Annotated in this window: 29 protein-coding genes; 7 read left to right on the forward strand and 22 right to left on the reverse strand. The window is 66.3% G+C overall.

The window, feature by feature from the left end:
• Nucleotides 1-218: 218 nt before the first annotated feature.
• The 4 genes from BSY238_RS07235 to bioB form a co-directional block, all read right to left on the reverse strand.
• Nucleotides 219-1016 carry an MFS transporter gene (locus BSY238_RS07235; RefSeq protein ID WP_223300307.1) on the reverse strand — a complete coding sequence of 266 codons (798 nt, stop codon included), beginning with the start codon at nt 1014-1016 and terminating at the stop codon, nt 219-221.
• A 2-nt stretch (nt 1017-1018) separates the two neighbouring features.
• Nucleotides 1019-1192, reverse strand: coding sequence for a transposase (locus tag BSY238_RS18530; protein ID WP_069038534.1), 174 nt, complete (start codon nt 1190-1192; stop codon nt 1019-1021).
• Nucleotides 1189-2046, reverse strand: coding sequence for a methyltransferase domain-containing protein (locus tag BSY238_RS07245; RefSeq protein ID WP_223300308.1), 858 nt, complete (start codon nt 2044-2046; stop codon nt 1189-1191). Before BSY238_RS07245 ends, BSY238_RS18530 begins: the two co-directional genes overlap by 4 nt.
• Before the next feature lie 62 nt (nt 2047-2108).
• Nucleotides 2109-3089, reverse strand: coding sequence for a biotin synthase BioB (gene bioB, locus BSY238_RS07250; protein WP_069038536.1), 981 nt, complete (start codon nt 3087-3089; stop codon nt 2109-2111).
• A 71-nt stretch (nt 3090-3160) separates the two neighbouring features.
• On the opposite strand from bioB, the gene BSY238_RS07255 reads away from it, so the two are divergent.
• Together BSY238_RS07255 and BSY238_RS07260 are read left to right on the forward strand one after the other, a co-directional pair.
• Nucleotides 3161-3868 carry a ComF family protein gene (locus BSY238_RS07255; RefSeq protein WP_069038537.1) on the forward strand — a complete coding sequence of 236 codons (708 nt, stop codon included), beginning with the start codon at nt 3161-3163 and terminating at the stop codon, nt 3866-3868.
• A 52-nt stretch (nt 3869-3920) separates the two neighbouring features.
• Nucleotides 3921-4403: a tRNA (cytidine(34)-2'-O)-methyltransferase gene (locus tag BSY238_RS07260; protein WP_069038538.1), complete on the forward strand. Its 483-nt coding sequence runs from the start codon at nt 3921-3923 to the stop codon at nt 4401-4403.
• Between the two features lie 6 nt (nt 4404-4409).
• Here BSY238_RS07260 and BSY238_RS07265 read toward each other — a convergent pair whose 3' ends face one another.
• The 5 genes from BSY238_RS07265 to BSY238_RS07285 are packed head-to-tail and all read right to left on the reverse strand — an operon-like array spanning nt 4410 to nt 7058.
• Entirely contained in the window at nt 4410-5402 is a 993-nt protein-coding gene (locus tag BSY238_RS07265; protein ID WP_069038539.1) for an NAD(P)H-dependent glycerol-3-phosphate dehydrogenase, read from the reverse strand.
• Between the two features lie 16 nt (nt 5403-5418).
• Nucleotides 5419-5865, reverse strand: a complete 447-nt coding sequence (locus BSY238_RS07270) for an SH3 domain-containing protein (protein WP_069038540.1) — start codon at nt 5863-5865, stop codon at nt 5419-5421.
• Entirely contained in the window at nt 5865-6344 is a 480-nt protein-coding gene (gene secB, locus BSY238_RS07275; protein WP_069038541.1) for a protein-export chaperone SecB, read from the reverse strand. Before secB ends, BSY238_RS07270 begins: the two co-directional genes overlap by 1 nt.
• Before the next feature lie 41 nt (nt 6345-6385).
• Complete coding sequence (grxC, locus tag BSY238_RS07280) at nt 6386-6643, reverse strand: glutaredoxin 3 (RefSeq protein ID WP_069038542.1); 258 nt, start codon at nt 6641-6643, stop codon at nt 6386-6388.
• A gap of 4 nt (nt 6644-6647) precedes the next feature.
• A complete protein-coding gene (locus BSY238_RS07285) occupies nt 6648-7058 on the reverse strand; it encodes a rhodanese-like domain-containing protein (RefSeq protein WP_069038543.1) in 411 nt (136 codons plus the stop codon).
• Between the two features lie 266 nt (nt 7059-7324).
• Here BSY238_RS07285 and gpmA point away from each other — a divergent pair, with 266 nt between their 5' ends.
• The 5 genes from gpmA (at nt 7325) to BSY238_RS07310 (ending at nt 12114) form a co-directional block, all read left to right on the forward strand.
• Entirely contained in the window at nt 7325-8143 is an 819-nt protein-coding gene (gene gpmA / locus BSY238_RS07290; RefSeq protein ID WP_069038544.1) for a 2,3-diphosphoglycerate-dependent phosphoglycerate mutase, read from the forward strand.
• A complete protein-coding gene (locus BSY238_RS07295) occupies nt 8140-9366 on the forward strand; it encodes a murein hydrolase activator EnvC family protein (RefSeq protein ID WP_069038545.1) in 1227 nt (408 codons plus the stop codon). Before gpmA ends, BSY238_RS07295 begins: the two co-directional genes overlap by 4 nt.
• A 33-nt stretch (nt 9367-9399) precedes the next feature.
• The gene (locus BSY238_RS07300) at nt 9400-10788 is read left to right on the forward strand and encodes a S41 family peptidase (protein ID WP_069038546.1); all 1389 of its coding nucleotides are present in this window, start codon (nt 9400-9402) and stop codon (nt 10786-10788) included.
• Between the two features lie 85 nt (nt 10789-10873).
• Nucleotides 10874-11335 carry a hypothetical protein gene (locus BSY238_RS07305; protein WP_069040531.1) on the forward strand — a complete coding sequence of 154 codons (462 nt, stop codon included), beginning with the start codon at nt 10874-10876 and terminating at the stop codon, nt 11333-11335.
• 26 nt (nt 11336-11361) lie between these two features.
• Nucleotides 11362-12114 (forward strand): HesA/MoeB/ThiF family protein, encoded by a 753-nt coding sequence (locus BSY238_RS07310; RefSeq protein ID WP_069038547.1) that lies wholly within the window; start codon nt 11362-11364, stop codon nt 12112-12114.
• 24 nt (nt 12115-12138) lie between these two features.
• Here BSY238_RS07310 and BSY238_RS07315 read toward each other — a convergent pair whose 3' ends face one another.
• From BSY238_RS07315 to BSY238_RS07375, 13 genes are all read right to left on the reverse strand, one after another.
• A complete protein-coding gene (locus BSY238_RS07315; protein ID WP_069038548.1) occupies nt 12139-13461 on the reverse strand; it encodes an NAD(P)/FAD-dependent oxidoreductase in 1323 nt (440 codons plus the stop codon).
• Nucleotides 13462-13570: 109 nt separating this feature from the next.
• Nucleotides 13571-14050, reverse strand: coding sequence for a disulfide bond formation protein B (locus BSY238_RS07320; protein WP_069038549.1), 480 nt, complete (start codon nt 14048-14050; stop codon nt 13571-13573).
• Nucleotides 14051-14131: 81 nt separating this feature from the next.
• Nucleotides 14132-15454: an ATP-dependent protease ATPase subunit HslU gene (gene hslU / locus BSY238_RS07325; protein WP_069040532.1), complete on the reverse strand. Its 1323-nt coding sequence runs from the start codon at nt 15452-15454 to the stop codon at nt 14132-14134.
• Nucleotides 15455-15480: 26 nt separating this feature from the next.
• Entirely contained in the window at nt 15481-16020 is a 540-nt protein-coding gene (hslV, locus tag BSY238_RS07330; RefSeq protein ID WP_069038550.1) for an ATP-dependent protease subunit HslV, read from the reverse strand.
• A gap of 66 nt (nt 16021-16086) precedes the next feature.
• The gene (locus BSY238_RS07335; RefSeq protein ID WP_069038551.1) at nt 16087-17307 is read right to left on the reverse strand and encodes an STAS domain-containing protein; all 1221 of its coding nucleotides are present in this window, start codon (nt 17305-17307) and stop codon (nt 16087-16089) included.
• A 150-nt stretch (nt 17308-17457) separates the two neighbouring features.
• Entirely contained in the window at nt 17458-19419 is a 1962-nt protein-coding gene (locus BSY238_RS07340) for a TonB-dependent receptor (RefSeq protein ID WP_223300309.1), read from the reverse strand.
• Nucleotides 19420-19564: 145 nt separating this feature from the next.
• The gene (locus BSY238_RS07345) at nt 19565-19894 is read right to left on the reverse strand and encodes a hypothetical protein (protein ID WP_069038553.1); all 330 of its coding nucleotides are present in this window, start codon (nt 19892-19894) and stop codon (nt 19565-19567) included.
• 15 nt (nt 19895-19909) lie between these two features.
• On the reverse strand, nt 19910-20347 hold the full coding sequence (gene dksA / locus BSY238_RS07350; RefSeq protein ID WP_069038554.1) for an RNA polymerase-binding protein DksA: 438 nt from the start codon (nt 20345-20347) through the stop codon (nt 19910-19912).
• A gap of 69 nt (nt 20348-20416) precedes the next feature.
• Nucleotides 20417-21643: a class I SAM-dependent rRNA methyltransferase gene (locus BSY238_RS07355; RefSeq protein WP_069038555.1), complete on the reverse strand. Its 1227-nt coding sequence runs from the start codon at nt 21641-21643 to the stop codon at nt 20417-20419.
• Between the two features lie 230 nt (nt 21644-21873).
• Nucleotides 21874-22524, reverse strand: a complete 651-nt coding sequence (locus BSY238_RS07360; protein ID WP_069038556.1) for a DUF484 family protein — start codon at nt 22522-22524, stop codon at nt 21874-21876.
• Between the two features lie 7 nt (nt 22525-22531).
• A complete protein-coding gene (gene dapF, locus BSY238_RS07365) occupies nt 22532-23365 on the reverse strand; it encodes a diaminopimelate epimerase (RefSeq protein WP_069038557.1) in 834 nt (277 codons plus the stop codon).
• Between the two features lie 10 nt (nt 23366-23375).
• Nucleotides 23376-23804, reverse strand: coding sequence for a CoA-binding protein (locus BSY238_RS07370; RefSeq protein ID WP_069038558.1), 429 nt, complete (start codon nt 23802-23804; stop codon nt 23376-23378).
• A 9-nt stretch (nt 23805-23813) separates the two neighbouring features.
• Nucleotides 23814-24695 (reverse strand): lysophospholipid acyltransferase family protein, encoded by an 882-nt coding sequence (locus BSY238_RS07375; RefSeq protein WP_069038559.1) that lies wholly within the window; start codon nt 24693-24695, stop codon nt 23814-23816.
• Nucleotides 24696-24861 lie beyond the last annotated feature (166 nt).

A 24861-nucleotide genomic window follows, 5' to 3' on the forward strand; every position in this document is an offset into this window, starting at 1 on the left:
AGCGCGCACGCCACGGACAAGGCGCACGACGAAGTCGAGACTGGCCGTCTCGACCAGGAGCGCAACGCAGTCCGTGGCGTGCACGCTGCAAACCCGAAGGGCGCGGGTCCTGTTGCGCCCAGCTCCGCGTTGGGCCTCCTGGCCTGACGGCCAGTCAGCCTGCGTCGGTCCGCCTTGATCTGGGCGCAACAGGATTCGCGCGCGGACACGATTCAAGCTCAACAGACCCTGATCGGCAGTCCGAGCAGATTGATCAGCGCAGCCGCTTCGGTCGGCGACAGCGCGGCCTGCGCCGACGACAGACCGTAGGCGAACGCGATGAAGGCCACCATCCACGACCGCAGGCCGAACAGCTCCCAGCAGTGCACCGCATACCCGGTCACCAGCTGGCGCACCCGCGGATGCGCCAGCACCGGTCCGAAGCGCGGCAGCCAGCGCGCGAGGGCGGCACCGGGTGGCGCATGCGGAGCGGTGGCCGCGAACACGATGACGGCCGCCAGCAGCGGGCCGACCGCCATCAGTGCGATCGCGATGCGCCAGTCCATCAGGCTGCCGAGGCCGCCGGCCAGCAGCAGCGACAGGCTGGTGCCGATGCCGAAACTCGCGGTGTAGAACGCGATCGGTCGATTGCTTGCGGCCGTAGACACGCGATCGGTCAGCACGCGCAAGCCGGGCATGTAGCAGCCGGCCAGCCCGGCGCCGCACAGCGCCTGGAAGAATGCGCCGCTCCATACGCCCCGGGCGAGCAGCGCGAAGCCCAGCGTGCCGGCTGCCATCAGCACGCAGGACGCGACATAGACGAGGCGCGCATCAATGCGGTCGGTGGCACCGGACAGAAAGGGCACGGCCAACATGTAGCCGAAGAAGAGGGCGCCGCCGATCAGTCCTGCTTCGGCGCCGCTGAGCCGCCATACCCCCGTCAGCAACGGCAGGAAGGACGGATACGCGGCAAAGCCGGTCATGCCCAGCGTCTCGGCGGCGCACATCAGCAGCGTGAGCCGGGCTGGCGGCGACATCGTCAGTCGCCGTCCGTCGTTTTCAGCAGTTCGGCCTTGAAGCGTGCGCGGCTGGCCTTCCTGTCCTGCCGGGCGTGTGCGCCGCCTTTCTTCATCAGCGCGGCGGTGGCCAGTGGATTGCGCGGCTTCAGGCGGCGTCCCTTGGCGCTGACCCGCACGGCGTCCTTGCGTTTCATCGCCGCCGGCCGCGTTCGAACTGGATGATGGCGCGGCCGTCTTCGGTCTGGCGCGGCTCGCCGCGCCAGGCGTGACCATAGATGATTTCCATCGTCGCCGGCAGGCGGCCGTCGTCGCGCAGCCGCAGCAGCGCGTCATCGAGCCGCGCGCGGGCACGCGGCGTCAACAGTCCGCGCGGCCGTGCGGCCAGCGCGCAGTGACCGCCGGTATCGGCCAGATCGCGGTACAGCGCGGCCGGCGTGTCGAAGGTCAGCGTGATGTGTTCCATGTCCATCACCGGTTCGGCGAAGCCGGCTTCGACCAGCATGTCGCCGACATCGTGCATGTCGATGAAGCGATGCGCACGCAAAGGCAACCCGGCTTCAGCCAGCGCGCCACGCAACTCGCGCAGCGTGTCAGGGCCAAGCATGGAAAACATGAACAGTCCGCCGACGCGCACGCAGCGCTGCACTTCGCGCAGTGTCGCCGGCAGGTCCGCCTGCCAGTGCAGCGCCATGTTCGACCATGCCATGTCGATGCTGCGCGGCGCAATGGGCAGCCGCGCGATATCTGCACGCACCAGCGCGGTCTGTCGGCCGCCCAGCACACCGGGCAGCCAGCGCCGCCAGCGCGGCGTGCGGGCCGCTGCCTGCGCGAGCATGGCGGCCGATCGGTCTATGCCTATCATCTGCATATCGGGGTAACGGGCGCGCAGCGGCTGCAGATCGGCGCCGCTGCCGCACCCCAGATCGAGCAGGCGCGCCGGCTTCAGCATGACCATGTCAAGCCGCTCGGCCATGCGCCGGGCCACTTCACGATGCAGCACCGCCGCGTCGTCGAAGCGCGCTGCGGCACGCTCGAAGCCTCGCGCCACTGCGCGTGCATCGAGTGCGAGATCGGGCGGAACCGCAGCGACGATGGTCGGGCGCTCCGCGCTCAGACCGACCGGATGCCCAGTCGCTCCAGCAATCGCCGATCGTTGTCGGCCTGCGGATTACCGGTGGTCAGCAACTTGTCGCCGTAGAAGATGGAATTGGCGCCGGCAAGAAAGCACAGCGCCTGCATCTGGTCGTTCATCGCTTCGCGCCCGGCCGACAGACGCACATGGCTCTTCGGCATCGTGATGCGGGCGCAGGCGATGGTGCGCACGAATTCGAACGGATCAAGATCCGGCGTATCGGCCAGCGGCGTGCCTTCCACCTTGACCAGATTGTTGATCGGCACCGATTCCGGCGGCGTGTCCATGCTGGCCAGCGTGGCGATCAGGCCGGCGCGGCCGCGACGCGATTCGCCCATGCCGACGATGCCGCCGCAGCACACGTTCATGCCGGCTTCGCGCACCGCTTCCAGCGTGTCGAAGCGGTCTTCCTGCGTGCGCGTGCCGATGACCTCGCCGTAAAATTCCGGGGCGGTATCGATGTTGTGATTGTAGTAATCCAGCCCCGCCTTCTTCAGCGTTTCGGCCTGACCTTCGCGCAGCATGCCCAGCGTGGCACAGGTTTCAAGACCCAGGCCCTTCACCGCCGAAATCATTTCGGCGACCGCTTCGACGTCGCGATCCTTCGGGCCGCGCCAGGCCGCACCCATGCAGAAACGCGTCGCACCGGCATCGCGCGCGGCGCGCGCGGCGGCCAGTACGTCTTCAACCGGCAGCAGGTCCTGGCTGGTGACGCCGGTGTCATGGCGCACCGACTGCGGGCAATAGCCGCAGTCTTCCGGGCAGCCGCCGGTCTTGATCGACAGCAGGGTGGATCTCTGTATGGCATTGGGATCAAAATGCTCGCGGTGCACCTGCTGGGCGCGGAACATCAGATCGGAAAACGGGAGCGCGAACAGTGCCTCGACCTGTTCTGTGGTCCAGCGCTGGGGCACTTGCGAACGGGAGGACGGCGGAAGATGGATGACCTGGGTATGCATGATGTGAAATCTGGCGGGCGCATCGGCGCCGAAACGGCGAAGCCGACATTTTCCGCGAAAACGGCCTGCCCATGTTGCACCGCGTGATCGCCGCCGCGCGGGCCGTTCGCCGGCGATTGCTGCCGCAGGAGTGCCGGCTGTGCGGCCTGCCATCGGGCGATGCGCTGCTGTGCACCGGATGCCATGACGAGTTGCCACGCCTGCCCGCGGCGCATTGCCCGGTCTGCGCGCTGCCGGTTCCGACCGCCGACGTGTGCGGCCGCTGCCTGAAACATCCGCCGGCCTTCGATGCGACGCTGGCTGTGTGGGCTTACGCGGAACCTGCCGACCAGTTGATCCACGCGCTGAAGTTCCGCGCCCGCCTGCCGCTGGCCGGCTGGTTCGCGCACGAACTGCATGCGCTCGGCCTGCCGCCCTGCGACCTGCTGCTCGCCATGCCGCTGCATCCCGACCGGCTGCGCGAACGCGGCTTCAACCAGTCGGTTGAGATCGGCCGCGCCCTCGGCAAGCTCGGTCGGCTGAACTTCGATGCCTTCGGTCTGGTACGCCTGTACGACACGCCGCCGCAGCGCGACCTCGCGTGGTCGCAGCGACGGCGCAATGTACGCGGTGCCTTTGCGGTGCGCGCCGAGGTCGCGGGCCGGCATGTCGCCGTGGTGGACGACGTGCTGACGACCGGTGCCAGCCTGCATGAGGTCGCGCGCACGCTCAAGTCGGCCGGCGCGCTGACGGTGACCAATCTGGTGCTGGCGCGCACGCCGCGGCTGCGCGGGAAGTAGCTTCACCGCTCGCGCCACGGCACAATCGCGCTCCCCGACCCGGCGCACGCCCATGTTCCACATCGTCCTGTATCAGCCAGAGATTCCGCCCAACACCGGCAATGTGATGCGGCTGTGCGCCAATGGCGGCTTCCGGCTGCATCTGGTGAAGCCGCTCGGCTTCGAAATCACCGACAAGCACCTCGCGCGCGCCGGCATGGACTACCGCGACCTGGTGAATGTGACGCTGCATGAGGACTGGGCGGCGCTGGCGGCCGCACTGGCGCTGCAGCCCGACGATCCGCGGCTGTACGCCCTGAGCACGCGCGGGCGCACCGCACACACGGCACCGCGGTACCGCGCCGGCGACATTTTACTGTTCGGTCAGGAAACCGCCGGACTGCCGGGTGCGCTGCTCGACTCGGTGCCGGTGGCACAGCGCCTGCGCATTCCGATGCAGCCGGACAGCCGCAGCCTGAATCTGAGCAATTCGGTGGCCATCGTCGCCTATGAAGCGTGGCGCCAATGCGGATTCAACGGCGCGGCAACGCCCTGAAACCGACTACGGCGGCGGCGTTTCCGCCTTCGGGTCACGCGACAGCAGACGCTCGACCGCGTCGGCTGCAGCCAGTCGCCCGTCGAGCACCGCCGCTACCGCCTGCGTGATAGGCATGTCGACCTGCAGGCGCTCGGCCAGCGCAGCGGCTTCGCGCGCGGTCGGCACACCTTCGGCCACATGGCCCAGCGTGGTCAGCACCTCATCCAGCGAGCGCCCTTCCGCCAGCAGCAGGCCGACGCGCCGGTTGCGCGACAGGTCGCCAGTGCAGGTCAGGATGAGGTCGCCCATGCCGGCCAGTCCCATGAAGGTCTGGCTGCGGCCGCCCAGGGCCACGCCCAGGCGGGCGATTTCGGCCAGACCGCGGGTGATCAGCGCGGCCCGGGCGTTCATGCCGAAGCCGAGCCCGTCACACACGCCGGTGGCGATCGCCATGACATTCTTGACGGCGCCACCGACCTCGACGCCGATCAGATCGTCATTGGCATAGAGGCGCAGCCGGGGACTGTGCAGTGACGCGACCAGCGCACTGACGAATTCGATGTCATCGCTCGCCACGGTGATGGCGGTGGGCAGGCCGCGTGCCACCTCGATCGCGAAACTGGGCCCGCTGAAGGCACCGCGCGAAACCTGTGCCGGCAAAACATCCAGCGCCACCTGGTGCGGCAGCAGACCGCTGCCGCTCTCGAAACCCTTGCAGGCCCACAATACGGCGGGTGCCCCGCTGCGCGCGACCGATTCGAGCGCAGCGCGCAGGCCGGCGATCGGCGTCGCGACCAGTGCCAGATCGCAGCCCTTCAGCGCAGACGCGGCGTCAGACGACACCGCAATGCCCGGCGGCAGCGCAATGCCGGGCAGATAGCGTTCATTGCAATGTGTGCTGCGCAGCGACAACGCATGGTCGGCATCTCGCGACCACAGCGTCACGTCGTGATCCTGCGAATAGGCCACGGCAAGCGCCGTACCCCAGGCGCCGGCACCCATGATGCACAGCTTCATTTCGGCAAGACCCGGCTCACAGCCCCCAGACCTGGGAGATGCGCACGAAACCGCTCTGGCCGTCTCGATGCTTCACCTTGGCCCAGCCTGCGGGTGCGGCCTCGGTGAGCGGTTCGAGCAGCACTCGGCGTTCCGCTTCGAAAACCAGTGGTGCATCGTCTTCTGCACGGACCAGAACGCGCGCCCGCTCCGCGGTGACGATCACCATGCGTACGGGCGCGAGCGAGGACGCCTCGACCCACGCAAGCATGCCGCCCGGCTCGCGCACCTTGACCCATCCGGTCTGGCTGCGCACCACCTCGACCGGCGTGTGGCGCGCGATGACGAACTGCTGGCGCGCCTGCCGGGACGGCGCGTCGTACATGACCGCAACGTCCGACAGCGACCGATACTCGACGCCCGCCGCCTGTGCGGCAAGCGGACAGACGAGGGCGACCAGTGCCGCACACGCGGCCTGCTTCATCACTGCACCGTGGCGCCGTTCTGGCCTTCGGGCGGCTGCTGCGTGCGTTGCTGGTAGATCGATTCGAAATTGACCGGTGCCAGCACGACCGGCGGGAAGCCGGCGCGATTGACCGCGTCCGACACGCTTTCGCGGGCGTACGGGAACAGGATGGTCGGGCAGGCGATGCCGAGGATGGGCTGGATGTCTTCGGCCGGCACGTTGCGGATCTGGAAGATGCCGGCCTGACGGACTTCAACCAGGAACATCGTCTTCTCTTCGAGCTTGGCGGTGACGGTGACGGTAAGCGTCACGTTGAACACGCCTTCCTGCACGGCCTTGCCTTCGGTCTGCAGCTGGATCTGCACGGTCGGATTTTCGCGGGTGAGGAAAATTTCCGGTGCGTTCGGGACTTCGAGCGACAGGTCCTTGACGTAGATCTTCTCGATGGAAAACACCGGGCCCGTGGGCTGTTGGGGTTGCACTGCTTCTTCGGCCATTTTTCGCTTCTCGGTTGGGGGTTAAGGCTGCAAAAACCGGCTCACGCCTGCAGCAGGGGGTCTAACTTGCCTTCGCGGTCGAGCGCATGAAGATCATCGCACCCGCCCACGTGGTAATCGCCAATGTAGATCTGTGGCACCGTGCGACGGCCGGTTCGCTCCATCATTTCGGAGCGACGATCCGGATCGATGTCGATGCGCACCTTCTCGATGTCGGTCACACCCTTGCTCGTCAGCAGGCGTTCGGCCTGCGAGCAATACGGACAAAAGCCGCTTGTATACATCAGCACGCGTGCCATGGCATCACTTCTTTGTCAGCGGCAGGCCGGCCTGTTCCCAGGCACCGATCCCGCCGTCCAGCGCAAAAACCTTCTCGAAACCCGCCTTGCGCAGCGCCGAGCAGGCACTCGCCGAGCGCTGGCCGCTGGCGCAGACGACGATAAGCGCTCGCTGCTTGAACTTTTCCAGTTCGCCGAGTCGTTGGGCGACTTCGCCCGCCGGAATGTGCCGTGCGCCATTGATGTGACCCTTTGACCATTCCGCCTGATCACGCACGTCGATCACCTGCGCGTCTTCGCGGTTGATCAGCTGGGTGGCCTGGGCCGGTGACAGGCGCGGCCCGGACACCTTCTGGCGAATGGTCAGGATGATGAGCCCGGCACCGCTCATGAAAGCGGTGATGGCCCAGATGTAATTGGTCGTTACGAAGTCCATGGAGTCTGAGGGCAGCCAGTGTAAGAGTCGGAATGAAGTCGCGTGCCCGGGTGAGCGGGTCGTCGTGCGGAAGCATCCGACCATTCGGTACGCGTCGAAACGCGCAGGTATGTCGATTTTTTACCGGACCGCGAAATGCTTTTTCTGGGAAAATGTCGATTTTAGCCCAAGCGCGCGCGGCTCACCTACCGACCACGAATCAGTAGCGCAACGTTCCGCCGCAGGATGCCGCGCCCGACCCGATCCCACCCTACAGATCCCACCTCATGTACAAGCTCGTTCTGTTGCGCCATGGCGAATCCGTCTGGAACAAGGAAAACCGTTTCACCGGCTGGACCGACGTCGGTCTGACCGAAAAGGGCGAAATCGAGGCGCGCGAAGCCGGCCGCCTGCTCGCCCGCGAGTCCTACCGCTTCGATGTGGCCTTCACGTCGGTGCTCAAGCGTGCCAACAAGACGCTGTATGTTGCGCTCGAACAGATGAATCTGATGTGGATTCCGATCCGCCCGACCTGGCGCCTGAACGAGCGTCACTACGGCGCCCTGCAGGGTCTGGACAAGGCGCAGACGGCGCAGCGCTTCGGCGAGGAACAGGTGCTGGCATGGCGCCGCTCCTACGACACGCCGCCGCCAGCGCTGGAAGAGGACGACCCGCGCCTCGACCGCAAGAACCCGCGCTACGCCGAAGTTCCGAACGAATGCTTTCCGCGCACCGAATGCCTGAAGGACACCGTGGCCCGCGTGCTGCCATTCTGGAGCGCGGAAATCGTGCCGCAGATCAAGTCCGGCAAGAACGTGCTCATCGTTGCTCACGGCAACAGCCTGCGTGCGCTGATCAAGTATCTCGACAACGTGTCCGAGCAGGACATCCTCGGCCTGAACATCCCGACCGCACAGCCGCTGGTCTATGAGCTGGACGATGACCTGAAGCCGATCCGCCACTACTACCTGGGCGACCAGGAGGCGATCAGGGCCGCCATCGACGCCGTTGCCAACCAGAGCCGCGCCGTTCCGCAGCGCCAGCGACCACCGATTCCGGATACGGAGGAGACGCAGACCGAGCAACGCCCGCCGTGGATGGAGTGAAGCTCCGGTTCCTCCTTGCCCTGCTGTGCGCGCTGCCACTGACCGCGCAGGCTGAACGCGCGGTCCAGTCCAGTCCGGAGCAGCTCAAGGCACTGCAGCAGCGCATGGAAGCGCTGCGGGACGAGCTGAACCAGTCCGAAAGCGCTCACCGCGAGGCGCGCGATGAACTGCGCGGTTCCGAAAAGGCCATCTCGGACGCCACCCGCGCGCTGCGCGACATCAGCCGGCAGCGCAAGGAGGTCGAGACGGCACTTGCCCGCACGCGCACCGACATCGCCACCGGCGAAGCAACGCTGCAGCGCCAGCAGACACAGCTCGCCCAACTGCTGCGCGGCCACCAGCGCGCCGGCGAAGCCGATGCGCTGCGCCATCTGCTGTCGGGCACCGACCCGAACCAGAGCGCGCGCGACCTGCACTACCTGCGCAGCCTGTCGCGCAGCCAGCTCGCGCTGATGGACACCCATCGCGCCGCGCTGGCGAAGCAGCGCGATCTGCTGGCGCAGCAGGACAGCCAGCTCGAACAGGTTCGCACGCTGGAGGCGGAACGCGAACGCGAACGCGAACGACTGGCCGCCGAAAACACTGTGCGCCGCAAGGTGCTCGACCGGCTGGCCACCCAGTTGCGCACCGAACGGCGCGAACTGGCCACGCTGAAGCGCGACGAGGCGAGACTCAGCCGGCTGATCGAAGCCCTGTCAAAGAAAAGTGCGCGCACCGTGCCGCGTCCGGCGCCCGGTGCAGCCCCACCCGCAGACGACCCGGAACCCGCCCGCAACAAGGCAGACACCGGTCCGGTCGTGCAGTCGCTGCCGGTCGATCACGGCGGCCAGCCCTTCGTGAAGTTGCGCGGCAAACTGCCGTGGCCGGCCAGCGGCGAACTTGCGCGCCGCTTTGGTGCCCAAAGCGCCGATGGCGGCACACCGCTGCGCGGCATTTTCATCCGTGCCGGTGCCGGCGACGTGAAAGCCGTGGCAGCGGGCACCGTGGTGTTCGCCGACTGGCTGCGCGGCTTCGGCAACCTGATCATCGTCGACCACGGTGACCATTACCTGAGCATCTACGGCAACAATGAAGCCCTGCTCAAAGGGGTGGGCGCACGCGTCGGCAGCGGCGAGAACATCGCCTCGATCGGCAGCAGCGGTGGGGCTCTGGAATCGGGTTTATACTTTGAATTGCGGCATCAGGGACAGGCGCTGGATCCCTTGAAATGGGTTTCCCGCTAGATTTCCGGCCGATACACACGCGGAGTGCTTTCGATGCAAAAGAAGCTGCAGCAAACCGGCCTGATCATGATCGGGCTTTGTGCAGGCGTGCTGCTCAGTCTCAATTTCTCCGCCAATGCAAACAAGACGCCGGGCAGCAGTCTGCCGGTGGAAGAGCTCCGCCAGTTCGCCGACGTCCTCAATGCGGTCAAGGCCAGCTACGTCGAGCCGGTCGATGACAAGAAGCTGATCACCCAGGCCATCAGCGGCATGCTGTCCGGGCTCGACCCGCATTCCGCCTACCTCGACCAGGATGCGTTCAAGGATCTGCAGGCCGGGACCCAGGGCGAATTCGGCGGTCTCGGCATCGAAGTGGGCATGGAAGACGGTTTCGTCAAGGTGGTGTCACCGATCGAGGACACACCCGCGTTTCGCGCCGGCATCAAGTCCGGCGACCTGATCATCAAGCTCGATGACACCTCGACCAAGGGGCTGAACCTCAGCGATGCGGTCAAGCGCATGCGCGGCAAGCCGAACACCAGCATCCGCCTGACCATCGCGCGCAAGGGCGAAACCAAGCCGATCGAAGTGACGCTGATGCGCGAAGTGATCAAGGTGCAGAGCGTGAAGTCCAAGCTGGTCGAGCCGGGGTACGGCTACCTGCGGCTGACCCAGTTCCAGGAACAGAGCGCGGAAGATCTGGCCAAGCACATCGGCAAGCTTTACAAGGATGGTGAGCTGAAAGGTCTGGTGCTCGACCTGCGCAACGATCCGGGCGGCCTGCTGCACGGTGCGGTCGGCGTGTCTGCGGCTTTCCTGCAGCCGAAGGCGCTGGTGGTATCGACCGACGGTCGTACCGATGACGCAAAGCGCCGCTTCATCGCATCGCCGGAAGACTACCTGCGCGGCAGTCGCGACGACTTCCTGCAGACCCTGCCGGCGGGTGCCAAGTCGGTGCCGCTGGTGGTGCTGGTGAATTCGGGTTCCGCTTCGGCTTCGGAGATCGTTGCCGGCGCGCTGCAGGACCACAAGCGCGCCGTCATCATGGGCACCCAGACCTTCGGCAAAGGTTCGGTGCAGACCATCATGCCGCTGACCAACAACACGGCGATCAAGCTGACCACGGCGCGCTACTACACGCCGAACGGCCGCTCGATCCAGGCCAAGGGCATCGTGCCGGACATCGTCGTCGAGGAAAGCGCCAACGGCAGCAGCGGAATGCGCCTGCGAGAGGCCGATCTCGACCGCCACCTGAACAACGACAAGGACGTGGAAATCCCTGCAATGCCGGCCGATCCGGGCGCCAAGGGCAAACCGGCTCCGGCGAAGGAGGACGAGGACGACAAGCAGGCTGCGCCGTTCGAATTCGCGACCAAGACCGATTACCAGTTCACACAGGCGCTGAATCTGCTGAAGGGCCTGCAGATCATGCAGAAGAACTGAGCTGCGACCGCGCCTGCGCGGTCCGGCCAGCATGTCCGGCGTCCGCCTGCGGGCCGTCGGACCTACCGGATTGAGGAGCTGAATGATGGCCGCGCATGCAAGCCAGCGTCGTTTCGGTCGCGAGCACCGCGCCCCGCGCAAGCCGGGTTACGGCCCACAGGCCGGCCTGATGAAGCACCGGGAACTGCGCTTCAGCCTGCGCAGCTACGAGCGTATCGATGAAGCCAGCCGGTTCCTGACCGCGCAGGGCAACATCACCGTCACCGGTCGCCGCGGTCGCGCATTGGCCATCGAATACAGTCTGGCCGAGCACAGTTTCCGCAGCATCGAACGGATGCTGGATCAGCACGGCTTCCACACCGACACCGGACTGGTGATGCGCATCGTGCGCGCACTGCTGTATTTCTGCGAAGACACCCAGCTGCGCAATCTGCGGCAACCGGAACGGCTGATCAAGAAATCGAACGAAATCTATGTCAAGGCCTGGCAGCACCATCCGCACGGCGACCATGACGACACGCCGACCGAACTGCGCGACTACCGCTGACACCGCACGGCGGCAACCTATCTTCAATGAACGACGAACAACTGCTGCGCTATAGCCGGCACATCCTGCTGGACCCGATAGGCATAGAAGGTCAGGACAGACTGCTCGCCTCGCGGGCCCTGATCGTCGGCGCCGGTGGCCTGGGCTGCCCGGCCGCGCTCTACATGGCGGCTGCTGGTGTCGGCACGCTGGTGATCGCCGACGATGACGAGGTCGACCTGACCAATCTGCAGCGGCAGGTGCTGCACCGGCAGCATTCGGTCGGGCGGGCCAAGGTCGAGTCGGCGCGAGAAACACTGCACGACATCAACCCGGGCATCGAGGTGATCGCACTCAAGACCCGGCTGGCTGGCGACGCTTTACGCGAACAGGTCGAGGCGGCCGACGTCGTGCTCGACTGCAGCGACAATTTCGCCACCCGCCATGCCATCAACCGCGCCTGCGTGGCCGCGCGCACGCCGCTGGTGTCGGGCGCAGCGATCCGCTTCGACGGTCAGGTGTCGGTGTTCGACAGCCGCGATGCCGAAGCACCCTGCTACCACTGCCTGTTTCCGGAAGGCGGCGACGCCGACGAGGTGCGCTGCGCGGTGATGGGCGTGTTCGCACCACTGACCGGCATCATTGGCACGATGCAGGCTGCCGAAGCGCTGAAGTTGTTGGCGCAAACCGGCCGGTCGCTGGCTGGCCGCCTGCTGCTGCTCGACGCCCTGGGCATGGAGTGGCGCAGCATCACGCTGCCGCGCGACCCCGCGTGCGAAGTCTGCGGCCCCCGGACCTGACCCTCCTTCCCCCTTGCACCGGCTTCAATGCAGCTTGACGTGCGGCTCCGTGCTGCGCTTGATGATGCGCGCCAGCGCGTCGATCGAACTTTTGATCCAGCCGTGCAGCGCAATCTGGTGCATCTGGTACAGCGAGCGGTACATCGCGCGTGCCACCAGACCTTCGATGAACATGCTGCCGCCGATGATGCCGCCCATCAGGTTGCCGGTTGCACCGGTCTTGCCCAGTGACACCAGAGAACCGAAGTCCTTGTATTTGAACGGGCCGGGATCGCCCTTGCCGAACAGGCGCATGTCGAAAATCTTCACCAGATAGCTGGCCTGCTGGTGTGCCGCCTGGGCACGCGGCGGAATCGTGCCTTCGCCGTCCAGCCAGACGCAGGCAGCGCAGTCACCGAAGGCGAACACGTCCGGGTCGCGCGTGCTCGTCAGGTGATCATCCACGACCAGCTGGTTGATGCGGTTCGATTCCAGACCGCCAAAACCGGCAAGCATGTTCGGCGCCTTGATGCCGGCCGCCCACACCATCAGGTCAGCACGGATGAACTGACCGCTGGCCGTGGCGAGACCATCCTTGCTCACTTCGCTGACCCGTTCGGACTTCAGCACATCGATGCCCATCTTCCTGAGCAGGCCCTCGACTGAAGCGGAAATTCTCATCGGCAGAGCCGGCAGCACGCGATCGGCCGCCTCGATCAACGTGATCCGGACATCCTGCCGCGGGTCCATGCTGTGCACCCCGAAAGCCCGCAACACCTTGCTGGTATGCCGCAGCTCGGCCGACAGTTCGACACCCGTTGCGCCGGCACCGATGATGGCGATCGACACCTGGTGCGGCTCGCCGCGCTCGGCGCGCGCGTCGGCGCGCATGCAGGCGGCCACCAGCTTCTGCCGGAAGCGTTCGGCGTCGTGGGTCGAGTCGAGTGCCATCGTGAATGCGTCGGCGCCCGGAATGCCGAAGGTATTCACCGTGCTGCCGATGGCGATCACCAGATAGTCGTAATGCAGCTCGCGCTCCGGCAGCATGGGGTCACCGTCGAAGTCCGGTACCGCCTCGATGTGGATGGTCTTGTTCTCACGATCGAGCGCCGTCATGCGGCCAAGCTGGAACTCGAAGCTGTGCCAGCGCGCCTGGGCAACGTATTCGAGCCGGTGCATGTGCATATCCATGCGTCCGGCCGCGACTTCGTGCAGGTGCGGCTTCCAGATGTGGATCGGCGACGCATCGACCAGCACCACGTCGGCCAGACCCTTTTCGCCGTAGCGGTCTCCGAGGCTGGTCGCGAGCTCAAGTCCGCCTGCGCCGCCGCCCACCACCACGATGACGGGTTTTTTCTGATGGTTCATAGTGTCCGGAAGCAGAAAGGTTGATGCACGCGGATTGTGCATCAGCAACCGTTGCTTGTGCTCGGCGCCCGTCCGGATGCTGCACAAACGGAACAGCGGGTACCGCGGCTCAGTGCCGGCGCCACGAAAGCAGCACGGCGATCAGCGTCAGGGCCACCAGCCAGGCGAGCGACCACTCCGGAATGTCGAGCCCGAAGATCGGCGGCAGTTTGGCACCGCAGGCGCCGTCGGCGAAGAACAGCTGGGGCAGCCACTGTGCGGGCGGCAGGCTGTTGACGAAGTCCTCGACCGGATCGAGGCCGCAGCTGACCGAAGGGTTGTACAGCACATAGACGTGGCGAGCGGCAATCGCCGCACCCGAGCCGGCGACCAGCGCCGTCAGCCACAGCCCGCTGCGCGACAGCGCACCGCCGAACAATGCGCTCAGCAACAGGAACAGGCCGGCTCCGGCGAAGGCGTAGCGCTGCAGGATGCACAGCGGGCACGGCGCCAGTCGTTCGACATGCTGCAGGTAGAGCGCATAGGCGACGAGGCCGAAACAGAGGTAGGACAGCAAGAACAGCAGGCGGGTACGGGCGATCGGGGTCATCGGACGCTCATGAGGACGGACAGGCGGACGCTGCGGCGAAAACTCGGATAGCGGGACAGAGCGATGCGCAACGGAGTGCGCTCAAAGTACATAGCGGGCAAGGTCTTCGCTCTGCGACAGTTCGCCCAGACGGACGTCGACATAGGCGGCATCCACAGTCAGTGCGCTGTCGTGTCGGCCGGCGTCGAAGGACACGTCTTCCAGCAGCTTTTCCATCACCGTGTGCAGGCGGCGCGCGCCGATGTTCTCGGTGCGCTCGTTCACCGACCAGGCGACTTCGGCGAGCCGGCGGATACCGTCGGCGGTGAAATCCAGCGTGACGCCATCGGTGCCCAGCAGTGCAATGTACTGGCGCGTCAGGCAGGCGTCGGTGGCGGTCAGGATGCGTTCGAAATCGTCAACCGACAAGGATTCGAGTTCGACCCGGATCGGGAAGCGGCCCTGCATTTCCGGAATCAGGTCGCTCGGGCGCGACAGGTGGAAAGCGCCGCTGGCGATGAACAGAATGTGATCCGTCTTCACCATGCCGTACTTGGTGCTGATGGTTGTGCCTTCGACCAGTGGCAGCAGGTCGCGCTGTACGCCCTGGCGCGACACGTCGGCACCGCCATGTTCGGAGCGGGTGGCGATCTTGTCGATCTCATCGAGGAACACGATGCCATGCTGCTCGACCGCAACGCGCGCCTGCTGCTTCACCTCGTCCTCGTTCACCAACAGCGCGGCCTCTTCGTCGGTCAGCACGCGCATCGCTTCCGCGATGGTCATGCGGCGCCGGCTGCGGCGCGGGTTGCCCATGTTCTGGAACATCGACTGCAGCTGACCGGACAACTCCTCCATGCCGGGCGGCGTCAGGATTTCCATCGATTGCGCCGACTGCGCGACCTCGATGTCGATCTCCTTGTCGTCCAGTTCGCCCTCGCGCAGCTTCTTGCGGAATTTCTGTCGCGTGCCGGATTCTTCCGCCGGTGGGGCGTCGGTGCCGAAACCCGTCGGGCGGGCCGGCGGCAGCAGCACGTCAAGAATGCGGTCTTCCGCGGCGTCCTCGGCACGCGTGCGCGACGCCTTCATCGCGCGCTCGCGCAGGTCCTTGATCGCGATTTCCATCAGATCGCGGATGATGCTGTCGACATCGCGCCCGACATAGCCCACTTCGGTGAACTTGGTCGCCTCGACCTTGATGAAGGGCGCGTTGGCCAGTCGGGCCAGCCGGCGCGCGATCTCGGTCTTGCCGACACCGGTCGGCCCGATCATCAGAATGTTCTTCGGCGTGATTTCGGTACGCAGCGGCTCGGCCACCTGGGCGCGGCGCCAGCGGTTGCGCAGCGCTACGGCAACAGCGCGCTTGGCGCGCGTCTGCCCGACGATGTGCTTGTCCAGTTCGGACACGATTTCGGATGGCGTCATGGTGTGACTGGAAGCGGCAGTATTCGTCACCATTCGATCACTTCGATGGTGTGGCTCTGATTGGTGTAGATGCACAGGTCACCGGCGATACCGAGCGATTTCGAAATCACGTCGCTGGCGGACAGTTCGGTGTTTTCGATCAGTGCGCGGGCGGCAGCCTGGGCGTATGCACCGCCCGACCCTATGGCAACGATGCCGCCTTCCGGTTCAAGCACATCGCCGTTTCCGGTGATGATCAGCGACGATTCGCGATCGGCCACGGCGAGCATGGCTTCGAGCCGGCGCAGCATGCGATCGGTGCGCCAGTCCTTGGCCAGTTCGACCGCGCTGCGCAGCAAATGCCCCTGATGCTTCTCCAGCTTGGTTTCGAAACGCTCGAACAGCGTGAAGGCGTCGGCCGTACCGCCGGCGAAACCGGCCAGGATGCGGCCCTGATAAAGACGACGCACCTTGCGTGCCGTGGACTTGACGACGATGTTGCCGAGCGTGACCTGGCCGTCGCCGCCGAGCGCAACTTGGCCCGGACGGCGCACCGAAAGGATGGTCGTGCCGTGAAACTGTTCCATGCCTGATCCTGATGAAGCAGAGAGGTCGCGTACTTTACCCTTGCCGGCGCGACCCAGTGGGTCGATTCAGAAATGCCGCTGCTGGATTTCTGCCACGGCAGCCACGCCGATCAGCACGAACAGCGCTGCAATCATCGGGCGCACCTCGACGAATCTCGGTTGGCGACCAGTGGCCTGTACGGCCGTGATCACGTTGAACAGCAGACCGGCACTGATGAAATCCATGCGCTTCAGATCGCAGCATTCGACCTTAAGCACACCCGGCGGATGATCGCCGGCCGTCAGTACGGCAAAGGCGTCCTGCCTGGCGCCGGTGATTTCGCCCTGCAATGCCACCGCCGGCTTGCCGACCGGCTTGACCGGTTCAGGCGTCGACGGCAGCAGCGTGGCCGACACCCAGCGCGCATCCCATGATGGCGGCGACTGTTCGAAGGTCACTGCGTACTGGATGGCAAATTCCTCGAAGGCTGCTTCGTCGCCCAGCTGCTGCAGCGCTTCCAGATAGAGCAGCCATTGTTCCGGCTGCGCTGCCGTGCCCGGAACGACGCGCGGTGCCAGCAGATCGCGCAGGTGCGCGGCGTTGATCATCGCCACCCGGTGGCCGCTGCGCCTGATTTTCACCAACGCCTCGGTCAACATTTTCGCGCCGTCCTCGTCCACGTCCTGCACGCGTGCGGTATCCAGCCTGAGCAGCGGGGTCTTGCAGGCGAGGCGGTCGAACTGGTCGATCATCGCGCGGCTGGCTTCGCACAGCTTCCCCGACAGCGTCAGCGTCGGCGGGCCGTTCGCCGCGCCTCTGGACGGGCTGGCTGGCCAGGTCGGCGCCGAGCGCTCGAAACGTTCGGCGTAGGCCAGCGCGTGCGCCTCGAAGGCGTCGCAGCGGCCGAGCGCGTGGCACAGGTCGAACAGCATCGCCCACACCTGCTCGGCGGAACTGCCCAGATCGTCGAAGGTGGCGCGCTCGAGCGCATTCAGCGCGGCTTCATCCTCACCGTTGGCAAACAGCATCGCCGCTTCTTCGACTACCGGGTGCAGTCCGCTGGAAACGTCCTGCACTTCCAGCTCGCCCTTGCCCATGCGGCGCGCGCCCTCGAGCGGATCGCGCGAGATGAAGTCGAGTGAAATCAGCCCGCCCGATGGCGAGACGCTGAGCGGCCCGCTGGGTGGGGCGCTCTGGGGCGGCGCACTCTGAGGCGGACGCGACGCCGTGCCGCCGCGGGCGGGCTGCACGGGTTTGCGCGTCTCGACCTGCGGCGCAGGTGATTTCTTGAAGAATGAAAAGGCCACGGGAGGAAATATATCGGGTCAACCCGAAGGGTTAACGGCACTGCGAGCACAAAATCGATACAGATCTTCACTTTACCCCGCAAACCCTCTGCGCAGCGCGCCGATCCGGTAAGCAGACGTGACAGGCGTCCGCCCACCGGGTCACTGCGCTCAGAAATTCATCCGCAGACCCGCCATCACGCTGCGTCCGGGCAGCGGCGCAATGGTCTTCAGGAAGGACACGTGATTGCGCGCTTCGGTATCGAACAGGTTGTTGCCGCGCAGCCAGGCTTCCCATCCCATGCCACCCGCGGAGAAGCCGTAGCTGGCAAATGCATTGACCAGCGTATAGCCGGCGGTCGGTGTACCACCATCGTCAACCCTGTCCTGCCGGCGCACGCCCTGCGCCTCGAGCCGCAACTGCAGCCGGTCGCGATGCCAGTTCAGCGCGGCCAGCGCACGCATCGGCGCAATGCGCGGCAGCGGCTCACCGGTGTCGCGGTTGCTGGCACGCACCATGTCGGCCTGCAGGTCGAGGTGCAGTTCGCCGGCGCAGCGGCACAGCAGCAGGTGCGCCTGCGCCTCGACACCGGTGAATTTGGCCGGCACCGCGTTGTAGGTGAATTCAGGCAATTCACCTGCCGGGTCGATCAGACCGTCTTCTTCGCGGTTGCGACCGCTACCCGACAGCGCGATGTAGTTGTTGAAGCGGCTGTGGAATACGCCGACGCTGCCGCTGTGATCACCGCGTTTGACCCGAAGCTGCAGGTCGATCGAGTTCGATTTTTCGGTATCGAGCGTGGTGTTGCCCAGTTCGTAATTGCCGGTGGCGGCATGCGGGCCATTGGCAAACAACTCGTAAAAGGTCGGTGCGCGCTCCGTGTGGGCCAGCTGGCTGGCCACCGAAAACATGTCGTTCAACGGATAGATGGCACCGAAGGCCGCGCTGCGCGCGGTGAAGCGCCGCTCCTGCGAGGGGTCGAAGCGCGGCGTACCGGGATTGTTCGCGTCATCCGGCCCGCCGCCATCGGTACCCACCTTCACGCGTTCGAGACGCCCCCCGAAGGTGAGCTTGAGGTCGCCGACCTTCGTTTCCTCGAACACGAACAGTGCGCGCGTATCGGTGCTGGTCGAGGGCACGAAGGCCTCCGCGCCGAGCGCCGAAAAGTCGCTGCTGTCCAGCTGCACGCCGAATACGCCGCGGAAGGCACCGATCGGCGCGTGACTGGCTTCGACCCGGAAATCAGTCCCCTTGTTGAAGAAACGCGTCTCTGGCGCGCCGTCATCCAGTTCGACGTGCTTGTAGTCGGTGTGACCGGCGCGGAATTTAAGGCCGGTGATGAAACCGCCCAGATCGCGCGCCTCGCCGGCCAGATCCCAGCGTTCGCTGCGCATGTCGATGGTGATCGACGGCTCGGCGACCGTGCCATACAGCGTGTCGTACTGACCGTAGGACGCGCCGACATAACCCTTGTCGCCGGCCAGCGAAAAGCCGATGCCTCCGCCCTCGCTTTCGGCTGCCGAATTGCGCAGCCGCGATGCGCCGCTGCTGCGCGGAATGCGCAGGTCGCTGGTGCGGCGGCTGAAGCCATCCACATGCAGATTGAATCCATTGGCGCCGTATTCGGCCCGACCTGCGACCGCCCGCGTCGAGTCGGCGCCGCCGACAATTCCGTCAAGGCGGCCACTGGCACCGGACAGCGCGCCCTGCGGAATGCGGTTGTCCAGCGTGTTGACCACGCCGCCGACCGCATTCCCGCCATACATCAGCGCCGCCGGGCCGCGCACCACCTCGACCCGTTCGATCACCAGCGGATCGGTCGTCACCGCGTGGTCGAACGACAGTGACGACGCATCGACTGTCGCGCCGCCGTTGCTCAGGATGCGCACGCGGTCGCCGTCGAGGCCGCGGATGACCGGACGGCTCGAATTCGGGCCGAACCAGGTGCTGCTGACGCCGGGCAGCGTGCCCACGGTTTCGCCCAGCGTACTGGCGCCGCGCAGCGTCAGATCGTTGCCGTCCATCACCGATACCGGGCTGACCAGATCGGACAGGTCGCTGCCGAGCGGATTGCCGGTCACGACGACGGTGGGCAGATCCTTGATGGTTTGCGCCGCGACCGGCGCGGCCATGGCGGCTATCGAAGCAGCCAGGATGGCGCTTCGCACTGAATGCGAGTGATGCATGGATGTTCCCCTGGCCCGAAAGGGCGTGGCCGCGCACGCGGCGCGGCCGGTCTGTCACTGGGTGGATCGCGCCTGAAGGCGGCGCGCTGCGTCAGATCAGGGTGTGTGAAGGCGGGCCGTGCGCGCGCTGCTCAGGCAGGCGGCAAGCCGTCGCAGGCAGCGACGAAGCGCTGCTGAACTCGTGATCGAGGCTGGCGTGGCGCAGCCCGGGCAGCGTGACCGGTAGCGCAGAATTCAGCGCCTGAACGGACAGGCAGTCTGCGCAAGACACCACGTGCAGACCCGAGCCGTGTTCCGATCCCGCGACCCGCTGCACACCGGGCACCGGATGATGCTCGTACGCATGCGCCAGCGCCACATGCTGTGCGCCGAGCAGGCACAGCAGCAGCAGTACGCGGCGAAGCACGAACAGGAGATTCATGACGACAACGCGGCTTCAGTCGCCGTAGAGCTTCTGCAGCCGCTCGCGCCGTTCCTGCGCTTCGATGGTCAGCGTTGCCGTCGGGCGTGCCAGCAGGCGTCCGATGCCGATCGGCTCGCCTGTTTCGTCGCAATAGCCATACTCGCCTGCGTCGATGCGGTCGATCGCCTGTTCGATCTTCTTCAGCAGCTTTCGCTCACGGTCGCGGGCGCGCAGTTCCAGCGTGTGTTCCTCTTCGACCGTCGCGCGGTCGGCCGGGTCGGACACGTTATCGACTTCCCGCATGTGCTCGACCGTTTCATCGGCCTTGCGCAGGATGTCGTCACGCATGCGCGCGAGCAGGCCGCGGAAAAACGCGAGCTGCGCCTCGTTCATGTAGTCCTTTTCCGGCATTTTCAGCATGTCGGCTTCGGTCAGCGGCTTGTCTGCCTTGCCGGCGTTCTTGGTGGCCATCCGCGGGGACTCCCAAGTTGGAAAGAGCGGGAGGATACCAATGTTTGCAGTAAAACAAGAGCCGTGTTGTCACGCCACGCGGATGAGCAGCCCTTTCAGGTACTCGCCTTCCGGAAAAGCCAGCCCGACCGGGTGATCGACCCCGGCCGAAAGCCGGCGCAAAACGCGTGCGCCGATGCCGGCATCGGCCGCCGCATCGGCGACGATACCCTGGAACATCGCCGGGTCGATGCCGGCCGAACACGAATAGGTCATCAGCAGGCCGCCCGGCGCCAGCAGGCGCAATCCGAGCAGGTTGATGTCCTTGTAGGCACGCGCGGCCGACTTCGCATGCGACGCCGACGGCGCGAACTTCGGCGGGTCGAGCACGACCAGATCGAATTTGCGGCCTTCTGCGCGCAGCGTGCGCAGGTGCTGGAACACATCCGCTTCGAGCCAGGTCGCGCGGGCGGCTTCCAGGCCCGGGTTGTGCGCCAGATTGGCGCGTGCCAGATCAAGCGCCGGACCGGACGAATCGATCGACAGCACCTCGGTCGCCCCGCCCGCCAGCGCGTGCAGCGAAAAGCCGCCGGTGTAGCAGAAGCAGTTCAGCACCCGCCGCCCCTGCGCCAGTTCGCCGCACAGCCGACGGCTATCGCGCTGGTCGAGGTAGAAACCGGTCTTGTGGCCGCCGGCCACGTCCACTTCTATATTGACGCGGCCGCTCGCGGCGCGCTCGGCAATGAGTGGGCGCGGTGCCTCGCCCTCGCTCCCTGCGGCGCCGGTCAGCCAGCCGGTGCGCGCGACCAGACCTTCGAGCGCGCGTACGTCCGGGTCGGACCGTTCGTAAATGCGGGCAATGCCGGTGACCCGGGTCAGCGCGTCGGCGATGGCATCGCGCCACTTCTCGCCACCGGCGCTGGTGATCTGCAGCACGATCACATCGCTGTAGCGGTCGGCCACCACGCCGGGCAGGCCGTCGGATTCGCCGTGCAGCAGCCGCACGCCGCCAGACGCCTCGAATTCGGGCGCCAGTTCCGGCAGATCGCGCCGCTGTTCGACTGCGCGCGCAACGGTGCGGCGGAAGAAGGCGTCGTCGATGCTTTCATCGACGAAGGTCCACATGCGGGCGCGTATCTGGGACTCGGGCGACAGCGCTGCACGCCCCAGCGCACGGCCGTTGCTGGCCTGCACCACGACGGTATCGCCCGGCCGGGCGCGACCGTCGATGCGATCGACCGCACCGGCGAATATCCACGGATGGCGCCGCAGCACCGAGCGTTCCCGGCCCGGCGCGAGGATCAGGGTGGCGGTCACACCGCGCCGCCCGAACGGGTCGGCTGTGCAAAGCCGACCCCGTGCGAACGAAGTGAGCGTGGGGGCAGACGCGCCGCCCGCAGGGCCGCCCCGAGGGCGAGCGCAGCCCCCCTGGGGGGCAGCGAACGAAGTGAGCGTGGGGGCAGACGCGCCGCCCGCAGGGCCGCCCCGAGGGCGAGCGCAGCCCCCCTGGGGGGCAGCGAACGAAGTGAGCGTGGGGGCCCCACCTCTCAGCCCAACTCGCGGATCAGCGACGCGCCGAGCAACTCGCCGATGCGTTCGAGATAGAGCGTGCCCATGTCGGACACGAAGCGCGCCGGGTCATCGGAGCCGAGTGCCAGCAGACCGACGATGCGGGATTCGCGGCGCAGCGGGATCAGCGCAATCGACTGCACCGACGGCGCTGCGTCGCCGAACCAGGCCACCACGCCGAGATCGTTCACCGGGCCGCAATAGGGGTGCTTCGCATCGTTGGCGAACACGCGGATGCGCTCCTCGACCGGCGCGAACACGTCACTGTCGCGCGTCAGCACGCTGTTCCACAGGCGCAGTGCCAGCTGCGGCACGGCGAAGGCCTCGGCCAGCTGTTCGCGCAGCACGTTCATCAGCGCGTCGAAGCTGCCGGCGGTCAGCAGCGCGACCGACAGCGCATGCACGCGGGTCGAGATCAGGTCGTTGTCCTCGCCGAAACGCAGCAGTTCGGTCAACTTCAGTTCCAGCGCCTTGGCCTTTTCGCGCAGCGTCAGGATCTGCCGCTCGGTGATCGAAATGGTGCGGCCGCCATGCGGATGCGGGACGTACAACTGCGCCAGCAGGTCGTGGTAATCCTCGAAGAACTGCGGGTGGTCCTGCAGGTAACGCGCGATGTCGTCGGCTCTCATGCCTCGGTCACTCCAGATGAATGTCTGCTTCAAAAACGGTCACGGCCGGGCCGGTCATGTAGACCGGCTCACCTTCGCCAGCCCAGCGTATGTTCAGTTCGCCGCCGCGCGTCGTCACGCGCACCGGGCTTTCGAGCAGATTCCTGACCACGCCGGCCACCACGGCGGCGCAGGCACCGGTGCCGCAAGCCAGCGTTTCGCCGGCACCGCGCTCGTACACGCGCAACCGGATGTGATGCGCATCGACCACCTGCACGAAACCGGCGTTCACGCGCGCCGGAAAGCGCGCGTGCGATTCGATCAGCGGCCCCTGCTGCGCGACTGGCGCGGCATCGACGTCGGCCACCACCTGCACCGCATGCGGGTTGCCCATCGACACGGCAGTGATCGGCACCGCCGTACCCGCCACGTCGAGCGGCTGCACGAAGGCATCGGAGGCGGAATCGAACGGGATGCGCGCCGGTTCGAACACCGGCACCCCCATGTTTACGGTGATTTCACCGTCGTCTTCCGCGGTCAGCGTGATGACGCCGGACATCGTTTCGACGCGGATCTGCCGCTTGTCGGTCAGTCCCTGATCGAGCACGAAGCGCACGAAGCAACGCGCGCCATTGCCGCACTGTTCGACCTCGCCGCCGTCGGCATTGAAGATGCGGTAGCGGAAATCGACGCCCGGTTGCTGTGCGCGCTCGACCAGCAGCAACTGGTCGCAGCCGACACCGAAGTGGCGATCGGCCAGAAAGCGCACGCGCGCGGGCGTCAGGTCGACCTGCTGGCGGATGGCATCGATCACGACGAAATCGTTGCCGAGGCCGTGCATCTTGGAAAAACGCAGCTTCATGCAGATCCGATCATTCAGTTGCCAGCGGCACCCAGTCGCGCCACACGCAGCGATTCATCACCACGGTGAGCCCGGCCTCCCTGGCACGCTGGGCGGCGACTTCGTCGATCACGCCGTCCTGCAGCCAGATGGCCGGCAGACCGAGCGCGATGGCGCGATCGACCACCGGGCCGACGCGTTCCGATGCCAGAAAGACATCAACCAGATCGATTTCACGCCGCAGTGCTTCGGGAATGTCATCGAGCGAGGCGTAGGCGGGCTCGCCGAGCACTTCGGACACGGCCGGGCGCACCGGCACGATGCGCCAGCCGAAGCCCTGCATGGCGCGCGCGACGCGATGACTCGGGCGGTTTTCATTCGGGGACAGGCCGACGACGGCCACGGTGCGCGCGCGCCGCAACAGCGCGCCGATGGCCTGCGGCGAAGGATTTTCGAACATGCGCGCATTCTACAGCGCGGGCCGCTGCACGCCGGGCGGGCACTTGTAGCGCTTGTAACCCCAGATGTACTGGTCGGGATAGCGGCGCACCAGCGCCTCGACGCTGCGGTTGATCGCCTCGACGCGCGCCCGCGTGTCGCCGGTGACCGGCACCTCGGGCGGCAGGAAGTGCAGGTGGAAGCCCTGCCCGTCCGGCAATCGCTCGGCGAACACCATCAGCGGGCCTTCGGCATGTTCGGTCAGGCGCGCCGCCAGCGTCATCGTGTAGGCCGGACGGCCGAAGAAATCCGCCCACACACCTTCGCCATTGGCCGGCACCTGATCGGGCAGGATGCCGACCAGTCCGCCGTCACGCAGCGTACGCAGCAGCCGGCGAACGCCGCCGCCGTCGGCCGCGGCCAGCGACACGCCACCGCCGTCTCGCCCGCGTGCCATCAGCGGGCCCAGCCAGGCCTGGCGTGGCTCGCGATAAAGCACGGTGATCGGCAGGCGCGAGCCGATCAGTTGCGCCGCCACCTCGAAAGCGCCCATGTGCGGCGTCAGCAGCACCACGCCGCGTCCTTTCGCGTGCAGCGCCTCGACATTTTCCCAGCCGGTGACGGCTGTCACCCGCGCCAGCACCTCCTCGCGCGGCCGCATCCACACCCACGGCAACTCGAACACGACGCGCCCGGCGCTTGCGGCTGCAGCATCGATCAGTGCGGCATCGGCATCGGGCACTGCGCGCTTCAGGTTGGCATCGAACTCGCGGCGGAACTTGCCCGACCACGCGTGCATCCGACGCCCGGCGAACGCACCTGCCCGCTGCAGGACGCGCAGCGAACAGCGCGACAACAGGCCGAAGACAGCGCCGGCGAGCCGGCTTGCCGGGGTGTGAGCAACTGCAGACATCGAGAAATGCGTGGCGCACGGAAACAACGGGACGCGGTAGACTAAAGCTTCCGCCGAGTTAAACGAGACAACTTGCAGGGCGGATTAAAAATACTGCTAAAGCGTCGCCTGCTCGCTTCCCGGGGCTGGTTCGACGAACCAGCACAGGGATGATTCAAAGGAGCAG

This window comes from Methyloversatilis sp. RAC08, assembly GCF_001713355.1.
Lineage (GTDB): Bacteria > Pseudomonadota > Gammaproteobacteria > Burkholderiales > Rhodocyclaceae > Methyloversatilis.